This window comes from Microbispora oryzae (assembly GCF_017896165.1).
Taxonomy (GTDB): domain Bacteria; phylum Actinomycetota; class Actinomycetes; order Streptosporangiales; family Streptosporangiaceae; genus Microbispora; species Microbispora oryzae.
In genome coordinates this window covers 15887-30856 of sequence record NZ_JAFCNB010000021.1, presented here as the reverse complement: position 1 = coordinate 30856, position 14970 = coordinate 15887, and the positions used below count along the sequence as shown (strand labels likewise).

At 71.5% G+C, this 14970-nt stretch carries 11 protein-coding genes and 2 tRNA genes; 10 read left to right on the top strand and 3 right to left on the bottom strand.

The genetic code is table 11. From position 1 onward, the window contains the following. Positions 1 to 165 precede the first annotated feature (165 nt). The gene (locus JOL79_RS27800) at positions 166 to 1128 is read left to right on the top strand and encodes a LysR family transcriptional regulator (protein WP_210158859.1); all 963 of its coding nucleotides are present in this window, start codon (positions 166 to 168) and stop codon (positions 1126 to 1128) included. 39 nt (positions 1129 to 1167) lie between these two features. Here JOL79_RS27800 and JOL79_RS27795 read toward each other — a convergent pair whose 3' ends face one another. The 3 genes from JOL79_RS27795 to JOL79_RS27785 form a co-directional block, all read right to left on the bottom strand. Then, entirely contained in the window at positions 1168 to 2169 is a 1002-nt protein-coding gene (locus JOL79_RS27795; protein ID WP_210158858.1) for an endonuclease/exonuclease/phosphatase family protein, read from the bottom strand. 94 nt (positions 2170 to 2263) lie between these two features. Continuing rightward, positions 2264 to 2809 carry an NUDIX hydrolase gene (locus JOL79_RS27790; RefSeq protein ID WP_210158857.1) on the bottom strand — a complete coding sequence of 182 codons (546 nt, stop codon included), beginning with the start codon at positions 2807 to 2809 and terminating at the stop codon, positions 2264 to 2266. A 28-nt stretch (positions 2810 to 2837) separates the two neighbouring features. Next, positions 2838 to 4151, bottom strand: a complete 1314-nt coding sequence (locus tag JOL79_RS27785) for a zinc-dependent metalloprotease (protein WP_372446817.1) — start codon at positions 4149 to 4151, stop codon at positions 2838 to 2840. 82 nt (positions 4152 to 4233) lie between these two features. Here JOL79_RS27785 and JOL79_RS27780 point away from each other — a divergent pair, with 82 nt between their 5' ends. The 9 genes from JOL79_RS27780 to JOL79_RS27740 all read left to right on the top strand — a co-directional run bounded on the left by JOL79_RS27780 (position 4234) and on the right by JOL79_RS27740 (position 14970). Beyond that, the gene (locus tag JOL79_RS27780; RefSeq protein WP_307848769.1) at positions 4234 to 5301 is read left to right on the top strand and encodes an NAD-dependent epimerase/dehydratase family protein; all 1068 of its coding nucleotides are present in this window, start codon (positions 4234 to 4236) and stop codon (positions 5299 to 5301) included. A 61-nt stretch (positions 5302 to 5362) separates the two neighbouring features. Next, positions 5363 to 5788, top strand: coding sequence for a molybdenum cofactor biosynthesis protein MoaE (locus JOL79_RS27775; protein WP_210158855.1), 426 nt, complete (start codon positions 5363 to 5365; stop codon positions 5786 to 5788). A 28-nt stretch (positions 5789 to 5816) separates the two neighbouring features. Next, positions 5817 to 6863, top strand: coding sequence for a YlbL family protein (locus JOL79_RS27770; RefSeq protein WP_210158854.1), 1047 nt, complete (start codon positions 5817 to 5819; stop codon positions 6861 to 6863). A 188-nt stretch (positions 6864 to 7051) separates the two neighbouring features. Next, on the top strand, positions 7052 to 10024 hold the full coding sequence (locus JOL79_RS27765; RefSeq protein WP_210158853.1) for a UPF0182 family membrane protein: 2973 nt from the start codon (positions 7052 to 7054) through the stop codon (positions 10022 to 10024). A gap of 62 nt (positions 10025 to 10086) precedes the next feature. Beyond that, positions 10087 to 10163: transfer RNA gene (locus tag JOL79_RS27760), tRNA-Met, on the top strand. Positions 10164 to 10457: 294 nt separating this feature from the next. Beyond that, positions 10458 to 10534 (top strand) — tRNA-Met (locus JOL79_RS27755). A gap of 146 nt (positions 10535 to 10680) precedes the next feature. Beyond that, positions 10681 to 11766, top strand: a complete 1086-nt coding sequence (locus JOL79_RS27750) for an S-methyl thiohydantoin desulfurase family protein (protein ID WP_210158852.1) — start codon at positions 10681 to 10683, stop codon at positions 11764 to 11766. Beyond that, the gene (locus tag JOL79_RS27745) at positions 11763 to 13310 is read left to right on the top strand and encodes a hydantoinase/oxoprolinase N-terminal domain-containing protein (protein ID WP_307848768.1); all 1548 of its coding nucleotides are present in this window, start codon (positions 11763 to 11765) and stop codon (positions 13308 to 13310) included. Before JOL79_RS27750 ends, JOL79_RS27745 begins: the two co-directional genes overlap by 4 nt. A 28-nt stretch (positions 13311 to 13338) precedes the next feature. Then, a complete protein-coding gene (locus tag JOL79_RS27740; protein ID WP_210158851.1) occupies positions 13339 to 14970 on the top strand; it encodes an ABC transporter substrate-binding protein in 1632 nt (543 codons plus the stop codon).

Here is a 14970-nt window from a genome sequence, read left to right as displayed (position 1 = left end):
GCGTGATGCCGCGAGTGCTGGTGAGTTTTATGAGCTCGGCGAGTTCTACGAGCTCTGTGACTTCCCTGAGCCGGCGGGGAGCCGCCGTGCTCATGTCCCTAGCTTGCGGCGGCGCGATCCAGAAGTCCAAGATATAAAACGTATGCCGAATGATAAGGAGCTCTTATGGAGCTGCGCCAGCTGCAGTATCTCGTGGCGGCGGTGGAGGAGGGCGGCTTCACGCGGGCGGCGGCCCGGGTCCACGTCGCCCAGCCGGCCGTCAGCCAGCAGATCGCCCAGCTGGAGAAAGAGCTCGGGGAGCGGTTGTTCGACCGATCGGAGCGCCGGGTCCGGCTGACCCCCGCCGGCGAGGCGTTCCTCCCCCACGCGCGGGCCGCGCTGGAGGCCGTGGGCGCGGGCCGCGACGCGGTGACCTCCCTGCGCGGGGAGCTGGCCGGCCGCCTCGTGATCGGCACAATCCCCTGGCCGCCGGAGTGGCTGCTTGAACGGCTCGGCCGGTTCGGGAGCCGTCATCCCCGGGTGAGTCTCGTCCTGCGCACGGGAGATCCGCGCGCCCTCGCCGCCGACGTGGCGGCCGGCGCCCTCGACGCGGCTCTCATCGGCCTGGCGTCCGGCCGGCTCCCGGAGGGCCCCGGCGGGCAGCGGCTGCCCGCCTCGCTCGCCTCGTACAGCGTGCCGGGCGAGCCGCTCGGCGTCGCCCTCGCGCCCGGCCATCCACTTCTGACGCAGGACGATCAGGCGAAGGACGATCTGGCGCAGGACGATCTGGCGGTGGGCGAGGTGGCGCTGGCGCGGCTGCGCGACGAGGCGATCGTGACGCTCGGCGAGGGGTCGGGGCTGCGGACCGTCGTCGAGAGCGCCTGCGCCGAGGCGGGGTTCGCCCCGCGCATCCGGGTGGAGACCGACGACCTCACCCTGATGAGCGATCTCGTCGCCCACGGGTTGGGGGTCGCGGTGCTGCCGCTCCCCGCGGTTCCCCGGGTGCGGCGCGACCTCGTGATCGTCGGCCTGCGGGAGCCGGTCCTCCACCGCGCGATGGCCCTGGTGTGGCACCGCCGCGCCGTCTCCGTGCCCGGCCGTGCCTTTCTCGACCTCGCCGGCGCGCACGAGACGGAGCCCGGCGCCTGAGGGATGTGGATCCTTCCCCAGATCGGACCAGAAGCGGCGTCACCCCGGCAGCCGGAGCTCCGCGAACAGCGCCCGGTGGTCGCTCCCCGGCACCGTGTAGGCGGCGGTGGTCACCGCGGACGCCCGCCGGTCGTACAGCACGTGGTCGATCGTGACGAGCGGCGGGAACCGCCGGTCCGCCGGCCAGGTGAAGACCAGGCCGTCCCCGGTGGAGTCCGCCGCGTCCGCGTACCCGGGCGAGAGGACCTCGCGGAGCGCCGCCTGGTCGAGGGTCGCGTTGAAGTCGCCCGCCAGCACGCGGACGGCCCCGGAGACCGGGGCGGGCAGCCCTCTGAGATCGTCCGCCCACCGGGAGGTCGCCGTGCCGAGCGGAGAGACGACGTGCACGTCCACGAACTCGACGGCCGGACCGGAGGACGGCGACAGCGTGGCCCACGGCATCCGATGGCCGCCCGCCGGGCGGAAATCGGGCAGCGGTGTCAGCGGGAGACGAGAGTAGAGCCCGCTGCCCGATGCGCCGGGGCCGGGTTCAAGGCGGGCGTAGCGGTAGATCGCGCTCATCCCCGCCGCCCTGAGCCCCTGGGCCAGCTCGGGCGTGAGCTCCTGGAGGCTCACGACGTCGGCCCGGAGCCGTCGTGCCAGGGCGACCACGGCCCTGGGGTCGCCGCGTCCGAGGAAGAGGTTCGCGGTGAGGATCCGCAGCGTGGGACCGGTCGCCGTGACAGGAGAGCCCACCGCGCGCGGCAGCGTCAGGGCCGCCATGAGCACGGCGGTCGCGGTCCCGAGGGCGACGGCCGCCCGGCTGCGCGCGGCCGCCGCGACGAAGACGGACAAGACGGAGCCGACGGCGGCGTACGGCGTGAAGGCCAGCAGAGGGGCGACCGGCCCGCGATCGGCCCCGGACAGCCGGACCGTCGCCCAGACGGCGAACGGGATCACGGCGATCCAGGCGATCGGCGCCGGCGGACGCGGCGGCCGGCGCGGCGGAGCCGCGATCACGCCGCCGACCCCGGAGTCCGCCGCCGGCCGCGATGAGGTCACCCCGGGCTCATGCCCCGCTCATGCCGCGCCCACGCGGGGCACGGGCTCACGCCGCGGTCTCGTGCCGTGGCCCAGGCCGCGTCTCGTGCCGGGCTCACGCCGCGGAGAGCAGGGCGCGGGCGCGGCGGGCCAGCCGCCGGGTGGCCTCGTCGCTGAGCTCGGGGATCTCCTCCACCGGAAACCAGCGCAGGTCGAGCGACTCGTCGCTGATCACGGCCTCCGCCCCCGGCGGGGCGATCGCGCCGTACTCCACGTCCAGGTGCCAGCTGTGCGGCGGGTGACACCACACCTTGTGGCGGTCGAGCGCGAGCGGCCCGTCGAGCAGGACCAGCCCGGAGATGCCGGACTCCTCGGTCGCCTCCCTGAGCGCCACGCTCGCGAGGGTGACGTCGGTGATCTCGCAGTGCCCGCCCATGGGCAGCCACATGCCGGCCTTGGGATGCAGGGTCAGCAGCACCCTCGTGCCGTCGTGCGACAACACGGCCGTGGTCGCGGTGAGGTGCCCGGGCACGCAGGCGCGCCACATGCCGTTCTCATGGACGTCGAGGTGGGCCAGGAACTGCTCGCGGAGCGTCTCCTCCGCGGGGGTGGGCGCGGCCCATCCGGTCAGTACGGCTCGCGCGTCGTCGTGGAGGCTCACCGGCGCAGCCTACCGGCCGGGGCGGCGCTCATCCGCGGCTGTCGCGGTCCTCGCCGTCCGTGCCGCCGTCCGTGCCGCCGTCCGCACGGTCGTCACCCTGATGTTCGTCGCCGGCCTCCAGCGAGGACAGGTCGAGCTCGATCCCGCCCTTGACGAACACCGTGGGGTCGTCGAGGTCGTCGGAGGTGGGCATGAGGTCGGGGTGACCCCACACCGCGTCGCGCCTCTCGACGCCGCGCTCGTCGCCCAGGGCCTTCCACAGGGCGGCGGCCTCGCGCAGCCGCCGCGGGCGCAGCTCCAGGCCGACGAGGGTGGCGAAGGTCCGCTCGGCCGGCCCGCCGGTCGCCCGGCGGCGCCGCACGGTCTCGGCGAGGGCCACGGCGGACGGCAGCCTGCCCGCGGCGGCGGCGTCGACCACGGTCGCCACCCAGCCCTCGACCAGGGCGAGCGTGGTCTCCAGACGATTCAGCGCGACCTTCTGCCGCTCGGTCTCCTCCGGCTTGAGCAGCTCGCCGCCGCCGAGCACCTCCTGGAGCTGCGCGGGGTTGGAGAGATCGAGCCCCTGGAGCTTCTCCTCCAGCGCGGACACGTCGACCGTGATCCCCTGGGCGTACTCCTCGACGGCCCCGAGCAGATGCGCGCGCAGCCACGGGACGTGCTGGAACAGCCGGTGGTGCGCGGCCTCGCGTAGCGCCAGGTAGAGCCTGATCTCGTCGGACGGCGTCTCCAGGCCGTGGCTGAAGGCCGCGATCCCGCCGGGCAGCAGCGCGGCGGTGTCCGACAGCGGGAGGCCGATGTCGGAGGAGCCGACCACCTCACGGGCCAGCGACCCGAGGGCCTGCCCGATCTGCTGGCCGACCATCATGCCGCCCATCTGCTTCAGCATGCCCATGAGAGGGCCGGCCATGGCCTGCGCCTCCGGGGGCAGGCCGCCCGCGCTGAGCGTTCCGCCCATGGTCTCCACCATGCGCGCGGCGACCGGGTCGGCGAGCTGCTTCCAGACCGGGACCGTCTTCTCGATCCACTCCGACCGGCTCCACGCCTGCGGGTTGACGACGCCGCTCGGCAGGGCCGTCACCTCGTTGAGCCACAGGTCGGCCAGATTGAGGGCTTCGACGATCTCGCGCCGTTCGCCCTCCATGACGCTCGGATCGCCGCCCTCGGCGACCATGGCGTGCCGGGCGATGTTCTTCGCCATGTCCCAGTTCACGGGTCCGGCGTCCGGCGACGCGGAGAGCATGTCCGCGAACTGCCGCATGGCGGCGGCCATCTGCTCCGGGCTGCCGAACATGGCGAACGGATTGTCGTTGGGGTCGTTTTCGCGACCTGGCAGGTCAGTCACCGCGCCACCTCGTGCAGGATGGAGGAGTCCACATCCGCCACGTTATCCGCCGCGGGGCGGATCAGTGCAAAGTGAGGACCTCGTGCCTACCTCGAAACGCCTGCGCTCGCCCGTCGTCGCCGTCACCGGCGCCGCCTCAGGAATCGGCCGGGCGTTCCTGGCGAGAGCGGCCTCGTCTGCGGATTTCCGCCGCGTCGTGGCGATAGACGATCACCGCGGCGATGTGCCGGACGTCACCTGGCGGGTGCTGGACATCCGGGATCCGCTCTTGGCGAACCGCATATCCGACGTCGACGTCCTGGTCCATCTGGGGTCCGACGAGTCCCTCGACTCCGATGCGGCCGAGCGCCGCCGCTACAACCTGCGGGCGGCCCAGACCGTGCTCACCGCCTGCGCCGCCGCCCGGGTCCGCAGGGTCGTGCTGGTGACGAGCGCCATGGTGTACGGCGCGGCCCCCGACAATCCCGTACCCCTGCCCGAGGACGCCCCGGTGGCCGCCGAGTCGGACACCGGCGTGGTGGGCGACTACCTGGAGATCGAGGCGCTGGTGCGCCGCTCGCGGTCGCACCCGGGGCTGGAGGTGACCGTGCTCCGGCCGGCCGCCCTGGTCGGCCCGGGGATCGACACCGTGGTCACCCGCCACTTCGAGGCGCCCCGGCTCCTCGCGGTCAAGGGCAGCCTGCCCCACTGGCAGTTCTGCCACGTGGACGACCTCGTATCGGCGCTGGAACTGGCCGCGCTCGGCCGGGTCAGCGGCGTCGTCGCGGTGGGATCGGACGGCTGGCTGGAGATGGAACAGGTGGAGGAGATCTCCGGGATGCGCCGCTTCGAGCTGCCCGCCGGGCTCACCTTCGGCACCGCCGAGCGGCTCCACCGGCTGGGCATCACCCCCACCCCCGCCACCGACCTCCACTACGTCGTCTACCCCTGGGCGGTCGACTGCGCCCAGCTCAGGGAGGCCGGGTGGAAGGCGGCCTGGACGAACGAGGCCGCCCTGGGCGAGTTGCTCGAGCTGGTCGAGGGCAGGCACGCGGTCGTCGGCCGCCGCCTCTCCGGCAAGGACGCCACGATCACCGCGGCGGGCGCGACCGTCGCCGTCATCGGCACGGCCGCCATCGTGCGCGCGGCGCGGCGCAAGCGCCGCGACTGACATCCATAGGAGCATCCCGCCGGACCGGCGGCGCCGCCGGCCGCTCGGTTACGCTCTGCACGTGGATGTCATCCGATTGCTGGAGGTTCGTGAGACCCCGTTGTCCGTCGACGAGGTGCTGGCCGCGGTGGGCGATCACGCGGCGGGCGGTACGGCGGTCTTCGTGGGCACCGTGCGCGAGGAGGACGGCGGCCGGCCCGTGACGCTCCTGTCCTACACGGCGCACCCGTCGGCGCTCGATCAGCTGCGCAGGGTGGCGGAGAAGGTCGCGGCCGACTTCCCGGTCACCGCGCTGGCCGCCGTGCACCGGGTGGGCGATCTCCGGTTGGGCGAGATCGCCGTGGTCGTGGCCGCGGCCTGCCCGCACCGCGGCGAGGCGTTCGAGGCCTGCCGGCGGCTGATCGACGACCTCAAGAACGAGGTGCCCATCTGGAAACACCAGCGTTTCGCCGACGGTGCCGCCGAGTGGGTCGGCGCCTGCGATTAGCGCGGTGCGGAACGCATAGAGTTCCACCATGTCCCGACGTTCCCTGACCCTGCTGGTGGCGGGTTTCCTGACCCTCGTGCTCGCGGTGGTCGGCGCCGTGCTGCCGGTGCCGTACGTCGTGCTGAGCCCGGGCCCGACGGAGAACACGATCGGGGACGTCAAGGGCAAACCGGTGATCAGCATTTCGGGGCGGCAGACCTATCCGGCGGACGGCAGGCTGAACCTGGTGACCGTCGCCTACCAGGGCGGTCCGGGCAACCGCCTCGACCTGATCACCGCGTTGCGGGGCTGGCTCGACCCGACGGTCGCGGTCGTGCCGGAGGACTCGCTGTTCCCCCGGACCTCCACGGCCCAGCAGGTCGAGGAGGAGAACACCCAGGAGATGACGGACTCGCAGCAGTTCGCCATCGCCGCCGCGCTGAGCGAGCTGAAGATCCCCGTCCAGAAGACCATCACGGTCGTGTCGGCAGACAAGGGCGCCCCCGCCGACGGCAGGCTCAAGCCCGGCGACGAGATCACCGCCGTGGACGGCTCCGCCGTGGGCGAGGTGGACGCCGTCGCGGCGGCCGTGCAGCGCCACACCCCGGGGGAGCAGGTCCGCTTCACGGTCAAGCGGGGGAGCGCCACGACCGACGTGACGGTCGGGACGGACAAGGGGAAGGACGGCAAGGCCGTGGTGGGCGTCCGGATGCGGTCGGCCTTCCGGTTCCCGTTCCCGGTCAACATCAGCGTCGGCGACGTGGGCGGCCCGAGCGCGGGGCTGATGTTCTCGCTCGGCATCTACGACAAGCTCACCCCCGGGTCGATCACCGGCGGGAAGTCCGTCGCCGGCACCGGCACGGTGGACCCGGAGGGGAACGTCGGCCCGATCGGCGGCATCGAGCAGAAGATGGTCGGCGCGCGGAACGACGGCGCCACCGTGTTCCTCACGCCCGCGGAGAACTGCGCCGACGCCGTACGGTCGGTGCCGCGCGGCCTGCGCCTGGTCAAGGTGGAGACGCTCGACGGCGCGATCAAGGCCCTGGACGCCCTGCGCACCGGGTCGGGCGACGTGCCCTCCTGCCCGGCCGGCTGAGCCGCCGGACAAAGATCTACGGCATTTGCGGGCCCTCTGACGTGCCCGTTCCCGTCTTCCGTCAATCCACAGAGATCCGGTCCACCGCCACGACCGAGCCTGCCGCGGTGTAGGTTTCCAAGCACGGACCGTTGCTCTGAGACAAGGGGTTGGCGTTGAGCTTCCGGAGCCCTGGAGCCGGACGGGCGATGCGCTTGCCCAGACGGCCCCGAATTCTCCTGCCCGTCCTGATCGCCGTCGCGGCGTTCGTCGTCTTAATTCTGATCTTCACCGGTATATACACCGACTACCTCTGGTACGACTCGGTCGACTTCGCCTCGGTGTTCTCGACCCTGCTGGTCACCCAGATCCTGCTGTTCATCGTGGGCGCGCTGGTCATGGTGGCCATCGTGGGCGGCAACATGCTGCTGGCGTACCGCGCCCGCCCCATGTTCGGCCCCGGGTCGTTCGGTTCGCCCCAGGGCGCCGATCGCTATCGCCTGGCCCTCGACCCGCACCGGCGGCTGGTCTTCCTGATCGGCATGGGCGTGCTCGCCCTGTTCACCGGCTCGTCCATGGCCGGGCAGTGGAAGACGTGGATGCTCTTCGCGAACGGCACGCCGTTCAACGCCAAGGACCAGCAGTTCCACCTCGACATCTCGTTCTTCATGTTCACCTATCCGTTCCTGCGGATGGTGCTCAACTTCCTGTTCACGGCCGTCATCCTCTCGATCGTCGTGGCGGCCGTGGTGCACTACCTCTACGGCGGCTTCCGCTTCCAGTCCCCTGGCGGGGTGCAGGCCACCCGGGCGGCGCGCGCCCACCTGTCGGTGCTGCTCGGCGTCTTCGTGCTGCTCAAGGCCGCCGCGTACCTGCTCGACCGGTACGACCTGGTCTACTCCACCCGCGGCTTCGTCGACGGCGCCTCGTACACCGACGTCAACGCCGTGCTGCCCGCCAAGGGCATCCTGGCGGTCATCGCGCTCATCTGCGCGCTGATCTTCTTCGCCGGAGTCGTGCGGCCGGGCGGCATGTGGCCGGGCGTGGCGTTCGGCCTGCTGGTCCTGTCGGCCATCCTGATCGGCAGCGTCTATCCCGCGCTCGTCGAGCAGTTCCAGGTCCGGCCCAACCAGCAGCTCAAGGAGCAGCCGTACATCGACCGCAACATCGCGGCGACGCGCGAGGCGTTCGGAGTCGGCGACCGGAACGTGACCGTCACCCAGTATCAGGCGGAGGGCACGCCGGAGCAGGGTGAGGTCGCGAAGGACAGCACCGTCTCCGGGGTGCGGCTGCTCGACCCCGTGCTCGTGGCCAAGACATTCGAGCAACAGCAGCGCATCCGCGGTTTCTACGACTTCACCGACCCCCTCGACGTCGATCGTTACAAGGACGCCGACGGGAACGTCCGCGACCATGTCGTGGCCGTCCGCGAGCTGACCGGGCCGCCCGGCGAGCTGAACAACTGGATCAACCGCCACCTGGTCTACACCCACGGCTACGGGTTCGTCGCCGCCCCCGGCAACGAGGTCGACAGCGAGGGCCTGCCCAACTTCGACGCGAAGGACATGCCGGTCGAGGGGTCGCTCGTGACGTCCGCCGGGCTCAAGGAGCCGCGCGTGTACTTCGGCGAGGAGGGCACTGACTACGTCGTGGTCGGCGGGTCGGCCGACAACCCGCAGGAGCTCGACTATCCCAAGAGCGTCGGCAGCGGTCAGGCGGACACCACCTATACGGGCAAGGGCGGGGTGCCCGTCGGCGGCCTGTTCAACCGCCTGCTCTACGCCATCAAGTACGGCGAGAAGAACCTGCTGCTGTCGGGCGACATCAACGGCAACTCGCGCATCCTGTACGACCGGAGCCCCGCGGAGCGGGTGGCCAAGGTCGCGCCCTTCCTCACGCTGGACGCCGATCCTTATCCCGCCATCGTGGACGGGCGGATCGTCTGGATCATCGACGGGTACACCACCGCCGACGAGTACCCGTACTCGCAGAGCGGCAGCTACTCCGACATGATCAGGGACACCGCCACCGACCCGCGGGCGATCGCGGCACAGCCGCGCGACGACATCAACTACATCCGCAACTCGGTCAAGGCCACCGTCGACGCCTACGACGGGACGGTGAAGCTCTACGAGTGGGATGCCACGGACCCGCTGCTGAAGTCCTGGGAGAAGGCGTTCCCCGGTCTGATCCAGCCGAAGGACCGGATGAGCCCCCAGCTCACCGAGCACCTCCGCTACCCGGAAGATCTGTTCAAGGTGCAGCGCGACATCCTGTCCCGCTACCACATCACCGACGCCCGCTCCTTCTACAGTGGGCAGGACTTCTGGAACGTCCCGGACGATCCGTCCCCGACCGAGACCAATGTCAAGCAGCCGCCCTACTACCTGTCGGTGAAGATGCCCGGGGCGCAGTCGTCGTCCTTCTCGCTGACGACCACCTTCGTCCCGCGCAGGGGGCCGAACCTCGCGGCCTTCATGGCGGTCGACTCGACCCCCGGCCCCGGGTACGGCAAGCTGCAAATCCTCCGCATGCCGTCGAACACCACGATCTCGGGACCCGGCCAGGTGCAGAACACCTTCACCAACAAAACGGCGGGCGAGCTCAACATCCTGGGCATCGGCAAGGCCAAGATCCTTTACGGGAACCTGCTGACGCTGCCGTTCGCGGGCGGTCTGGTTTACGTGGAGCCGGTGTACGTCCAGGCGCCCGCGGGAGCCGGCCAGGAGCCCTATCCGATCCTGCGCCGGGTGCTGGTGATGTTCGGCGACAAGGTGGGCTACGCGGGGACCCTGCAGGAGGCGCTCGGCCAGGTGTTCGGCGAGAGCCCGCAGACCGGGCAGCCTCCGCAGCAGCCGCCGACCGGACAGCAGCCCACGGGGGCGAAGCCACCGGCGGCGGAGAGTTCGCTGGCCGCCATCGCACAGCAGGCCCAGAAGGCGTACCAGGACGCGCAGAACGCGCTGTCGAAGAGCCCGCCGGACTGGACCGCGTACGGCGCGGCGCAGAAGGCGCTGAAGGAGGCGCTCGACCAGCTGGCCGCGACCCGGCCCGCCGGGGCCGCCACACCGCCGCCGGGCGCGACTCCCGGCGCCACGGCGAGCCCCGGCGCCGCGGCGAGTCCGGGGGTCACGGCGAGCCCCGGAGCGAGCGCCTCGCCCAGCTCGTCGCCGGGCGGCTGAGGGGTCAGGGAGGGCTCTGATTTGCCGGAACCCGCGGAGGCGGATAGTCTTCTAACTGCCGACGCGGGGTGGAGCAGCTCGGTAGCTCGCTGGGCTCATAACCCAGAGGTCGCAGGTTCAAATCCTGTCCCCGCTACCAGTTGAAACGGCCCGGTCTCCGATTACGGAGACCGGGCCGTTTCCTTTTCCGCGGTCTTTCCGGCGGTTGCGCCGCTCCGTGACGACCTCCGTGACGACCCCCGCCTGAGCGCCTCGGCCCCGGGCGGCTCGTCTGATCGGCTCTGATCGGGCTGCTTGATCGGGCCTTTGACGGCCTGGTCGATCTGCCGGTTGATCTGCGGGTTGATCGGTTCGAGGGCCCGGAGGCCCGGCGCGCGCGGTTAATCGGTTTGGCATCGGCCCGGGCGCAGGGTAGTCTGAAGACACACAACGACGCGGGGTGGAGCAGTTCGGTAGCTCGCTGGGCTCATAACCCAGAGGTCGCAGGTTCAAATCCTGTCCCCGCTACCACGGTCAAAGGCCCGGAGGATTACCTCCGGGCCTTTGGCGTACTATCCGGACATGTCACTGCTTTTGTCGCGCTACGACAACAAAGTCCGGATTCCTGTCGGAAGCCGCCATTGAGTCAGCACCACCGCGTGGTGAAAGCTCCCCGCATGCAGGCCCGCGTATCACTGGAGGACGTCTCCGCCCTCGCCCGCGGCTGCGCCGTGCTCGGGACGGGTGGTGGTGGCGACGTTCGTCCCGCCGCCGTCGCCGCCCGCGGCGCCATCCGCGAGTACGGCGAGGTGCCGCTCGTCCGCCTCGACGAACTTCCCGGCGACGCCCTCGTGCTGCCCCTGTCCGGGATCGGCGCGCCCACCGTCAGCAACGAGATGATCCAGTCGGCGGACGAGCCGCTGCACATCCGCGACGAGATCGAGCGCATCTTCGGGCGGCCGCCCGCCGCCGTGATGTCCTCGGAGATCGGCGGCGGCAACGGCGTCTCGCCCGTCGCCTGGGCGGCCCGGCTGGGGCTGCCGCTGCTCGACGCCGACGCGATGGGCCGGGCCTTCCCCGAGGTGCAGATGGTCTCGATGTACGTGGCGGGCATCCCGGCCAACCTCGTCGTCATGGCCGACGTGCTGGGCAACGTCGTGACCATCCGGCCCGTCGATGGGCTGTGGTCGGAGCGGATCGCCCGCGCCGTCTGCGTGGCGTCGGGGTCGAGCGCGTTGATGGCCGACTACGTCCTCACCGCGGCCGAGTGCGCCGGAGCGGTCATCGAGGGCACGGTCGGCCGCGCGATCGCGATCGGCAGGGCCACCGAGGGGGCCCAGGACCCGCTGGCCGCCCTGGAGGCCGAGCTCGGCGCCGTACGGCTGGTCACCGGCAAGCTCACCGACCTGGAACGGCGGACGACGGGCGGCTTCGCCCGGGGCACCGTGACGATCGAGGGGACGGGCGGCGACCGGGGCAGGAAGCTGACGCTGGAGATCCAGAACGAGAATCTCGTGGCGATCGAGGACGGCGTCGTCCGGGCGATGGTGCCCGATTTGATCACAGTTGTGGATAGTCAGACCGCTACGGCCGTTCAGACCGAAAGCCTGCGCTACGGTCAGCGGGTGACCGTGCTCGCCTGGCCGTGCGATCCGTTGTGGCGCACGCCCAAGGGCCTGGAGACGGCGGGTCCGCGCGCCTTCGGCTACGACCTCGACTACGTGCCCGTGGAAGCCATCGAGACCGCTGGGAGCGCGGCGTGAGCGGGGGAGCCGGGGTGACCGGGCGGCTGCGGATCGGCATCGACGTCGGCGGGACCAACACCGACGCCGTCGTCCTCGACGAGGCCGACCGCGTGCTGGCGAAGGCCAAGCGGCCCACCAGCCCGGACGTCACGGAGGGCCTGCGCGCGGCGCTCGACGCGGTCCTCGGCGAGGTGGCCGAGCCCACCCTGGTCACGCGGGTGATGCTGGGCACGACGCACGCGACCAACGCGATCCTGGAGCGCCGGGCCCTCGGCCGGGTCGCGGTGCTGCGGCTCGGCGCTCCCGCCACGACATCCGTGCCGCCGCTCAGCGACTGGCCGGAGGACCTGCGGAAGACCGTCTCCGCCGGGGCCGCGATCGTCGGCGGCGGGCACTTCGTGGACGGGCGTCCCATCGCGCCACTCGACGCCGACGCCGTCAGGCGCTTCCTCGGCGGCACGCCCGCCGACGCGGTGGCGGTGACGGGTGTGTTCAGCCCCGCCACCGCCGATCAGGAGAACGAGGTCGCCGAGATCGTCCGGGCCGAGCTGGGCGAGGTGCCCGTCAGCCTCAGCCACGAGATCGGCTCACTCGGCCTGATGGAGCGTGAGAACGCCACCGTACTCAACGCCGCCCTGTACGGCGTGGCCCGCGAGGTCACCACGGCCCTCCAGGCCGTCCTCGACGCCCGCGGCCTGCGGGTCGAGACGTTCTTCGCGCAGAACGACGGCACCCTCATGGCGGTCGGCTACGCGGCGCGCTATCCGGTGCTCACGATCGGCTCAGGACCGGCCAACTCCATCCGGGGCGCCGCGTACCTCTCCGGGGTGCCGGACGCGATCGTCGCCGACGTCGGCGGCACGTCGACGGACCTCGGTGTTCTGGTGAGCGGGTTCCCCAGGGAGTCGGCCGCCGCCGTGGAGATCGGCGGGGTGACCACGAACTTCCGGATGCCCGACATCCTGTCCATCGCCCTGGGCGGCGGCACCGTGGTCGGGCAGGAGCCGCGCTCGGTGGGCTACCGGATCGCCCGGGAGGCGCTGGTCTTCGGCGGCGCCACCCCCACCATGACCGACGCCGCGGTGGCCGGCGGGCGGGGCGTGGTCGGCACCCATCCCGTGCCGGACGAGTGGCGCGACCGGCTCGCGGACGCCGTACGGCGGATCGACGAGCTGGTGGCCGACGCGGTCGACCGTGTGGCGCTCGGCCGCGCGGACCGCCCGCTGGTCGCGGTCGGCGGCGGGGCGTTCCTGCTGCCGGACGAGCTGCCGGGAGTGCCCGAGGTGATCCGCCCCGAGCACGCCGAGGTGGCCAACGCGGTCGGCGCGGCCATCGCGCTCGCCAGCGGACGGCTGGAGACGATCGTCCCGGCGGCCGGCGGCGGGAACCACCGGGCCACCCTGATCGACAAGGCCAGGCAGGAGGCGGCGGCGCGGGCCGTCGCCGCCGGCGCCGACCCCGCTTCGGTCCAGATCGTCGAGCTCAGCGAGATCCCCCTCAGCTATCTGCCCGAGCCCGCTGTGCGACTGCACGTCAAGGCCGCCGGTCCACTCGCCCGGTAGGCCGGTGAAAGGAAAGGAACCCCCTCACATGCGCTGGCACAAGCGTCTTCTCGCCGCGGGAGTCGTGGCCGCCGTGACCTTCAGCGCGGCGGCGTGCGCCGGCGGGAAGGTCCGCGGCGCGGAAGGCACGCCCCAGCCGGGCGCGTCCCAGGGCGCGACCGGCGGCACGGCGGACACCACGTTCGTCTACGTCCCCAACCTCGACGTCGTCACCGACTGGGACCCGGCGAGCTCGTACTCCAACGAGATCATCGCGATGGAGAACATCTACGAGTCGCTGACCCGCTACAACCCGCAGACCAAGAAGGCCGAGCCGCGGCTGGCCACCGCGTGGACCACCTCGCCGGACGGCAAGACGTGGACGTTCACGCTGCGCCCGGGGGTGAAGTTCCACACCGGCAAGCCGCTCGACGCGGCCGCGGCCAAGGCGGCGATCGAGCGCACCATGAAGATCGGTGAGGGCGCCGCCTACATCTGGGGCGCCGTCGACAAGATCCAGGCCAAGGACCCCACCACGCTGGTGTTCCGGCTCAAGTACCCGTCCCCGATCGACCTGATCGCCTCGGCCGGGTACGCCTCGTACATCTACGACACCACGGCGGCCTCCGGCGACCTGAAGAAGTGGTTCGGCGAGGGGCACGACGCAGGGTCCGGGCCGTACACGGTCGACACCTGGCAGAAGGGCCGGGAGACCGAGCTCACCCTGAAGTCCTTCGACGGCTACTGGGGCGGCTGGAACGGCCCGCACTACACCAAGATCGATTTCCGGGTGACGCCCGAGCTGGCCACGGCCTGGCAGCTGCTCCAGCGGGGCGAGGTGTCGTTCGTCCAGCGCCTCAACCCGCAGCTGTTCGCCCAGGCCGGCGCGACCGACACGGTGCGGACCTCGCAGACGCCGTCGTTCCAGAACCTGCTCGCGCTCTTCAACACCCAGAGCGGGCCGCTGAAGGACGTCCGGCTGCGCCAGGCCGTGCAGAAGGCGATCGACTACGACGGGCTCGTGGCGGCGCTGAAGGGCGCGGGCGTCGCGGCCAGCGGCCTGGTGCCCGACGGCCTCCTCGGCTACACCCCCGGCCGGACCGGCCGGCAGGACCTCCCCGGCGCCGAGGCCCTGCTCAAGGAGGCCGGGTACGGCCCCGGCGGCAAGCCGCTCAACCTCACGCTGACCTACGCCCAGGGCGACAGCGACCAGGAGGTGCTGATCACGCTGCTCAGCGCGGCCCTCGACAAGCTGAACGTCAAGCTGACGGCCAAGCCGCTGCAGTGGACCACCCAGTGGGACCAGGGCAAGGCGAAGGACCCGGCCAAGCGGCAGGACATCTTCGTCATGTACTGGTATCCCGACTACGCCGACGCGTACTCGTGGTTCGTCAACGTCTTCCGCAGCGCCGAGCCGGTGTCGTTCAACCTGTCCTACCTGAAGGACTCCGGGATCGACAAGGAGATCGACCGGCTGCCCGCGCTGACCGCGACCGACCAGGCCGCCGCCGAGAAGGCGTACGCCGACCTGCAGACCCAGATCATCGACGACCGGGCGGCGGTGGCCGTGCCGTACGTGCAGAACTACCAGCGGGCCTACGCCGCGTCGGTCCAGGGGTACGTCGACAACCCGGCCTATCCGAACGTCGTCTTCGTCTACGACCTCAAGCCCGGTGCCTGA

Excerpts from the sequence above, each read along its gene's own strand:
- JOL79_RS27800 (WP_210158859.1), top strand. The coding sequence starts at position 166 with ATGGAGCTGCGCCAGCTGCAGTATCTCGTGGCGGCGGTGGAGGAGGGC.
- JOL79_RS27770 (WP_210158854.1), top strand. The coding sequence starts at position 5,817 with ATGTCCCGACGTTCCCTGACCCTGCTGGTGGCGGGTTTCCTGACCCTC.
- JOL79_RS27765 (WP_210158853.1), top strand. The coding sequence starts at position 7,052 with ATGCGCTTGCCCAGACGGCCCCGAATTCTCCTGCCCGTCCTGATCGCC.
- JOL79_RS27750 (WP_210158852.1), top strand. The coding sequence starts at position 10,681 with ATGCAGGCCCGCGTATCACTGGAGGACGTCTCCGCCCTCGCCCGCGGC.
- JOL79_RS27740 (WP_210158851.1), top strand. The coding sequence starts at position 13,339 with ATGCGCTGGCACAAGCGTCTTCTCGCCGCGGGAGTCGTGGCCGCCGTG.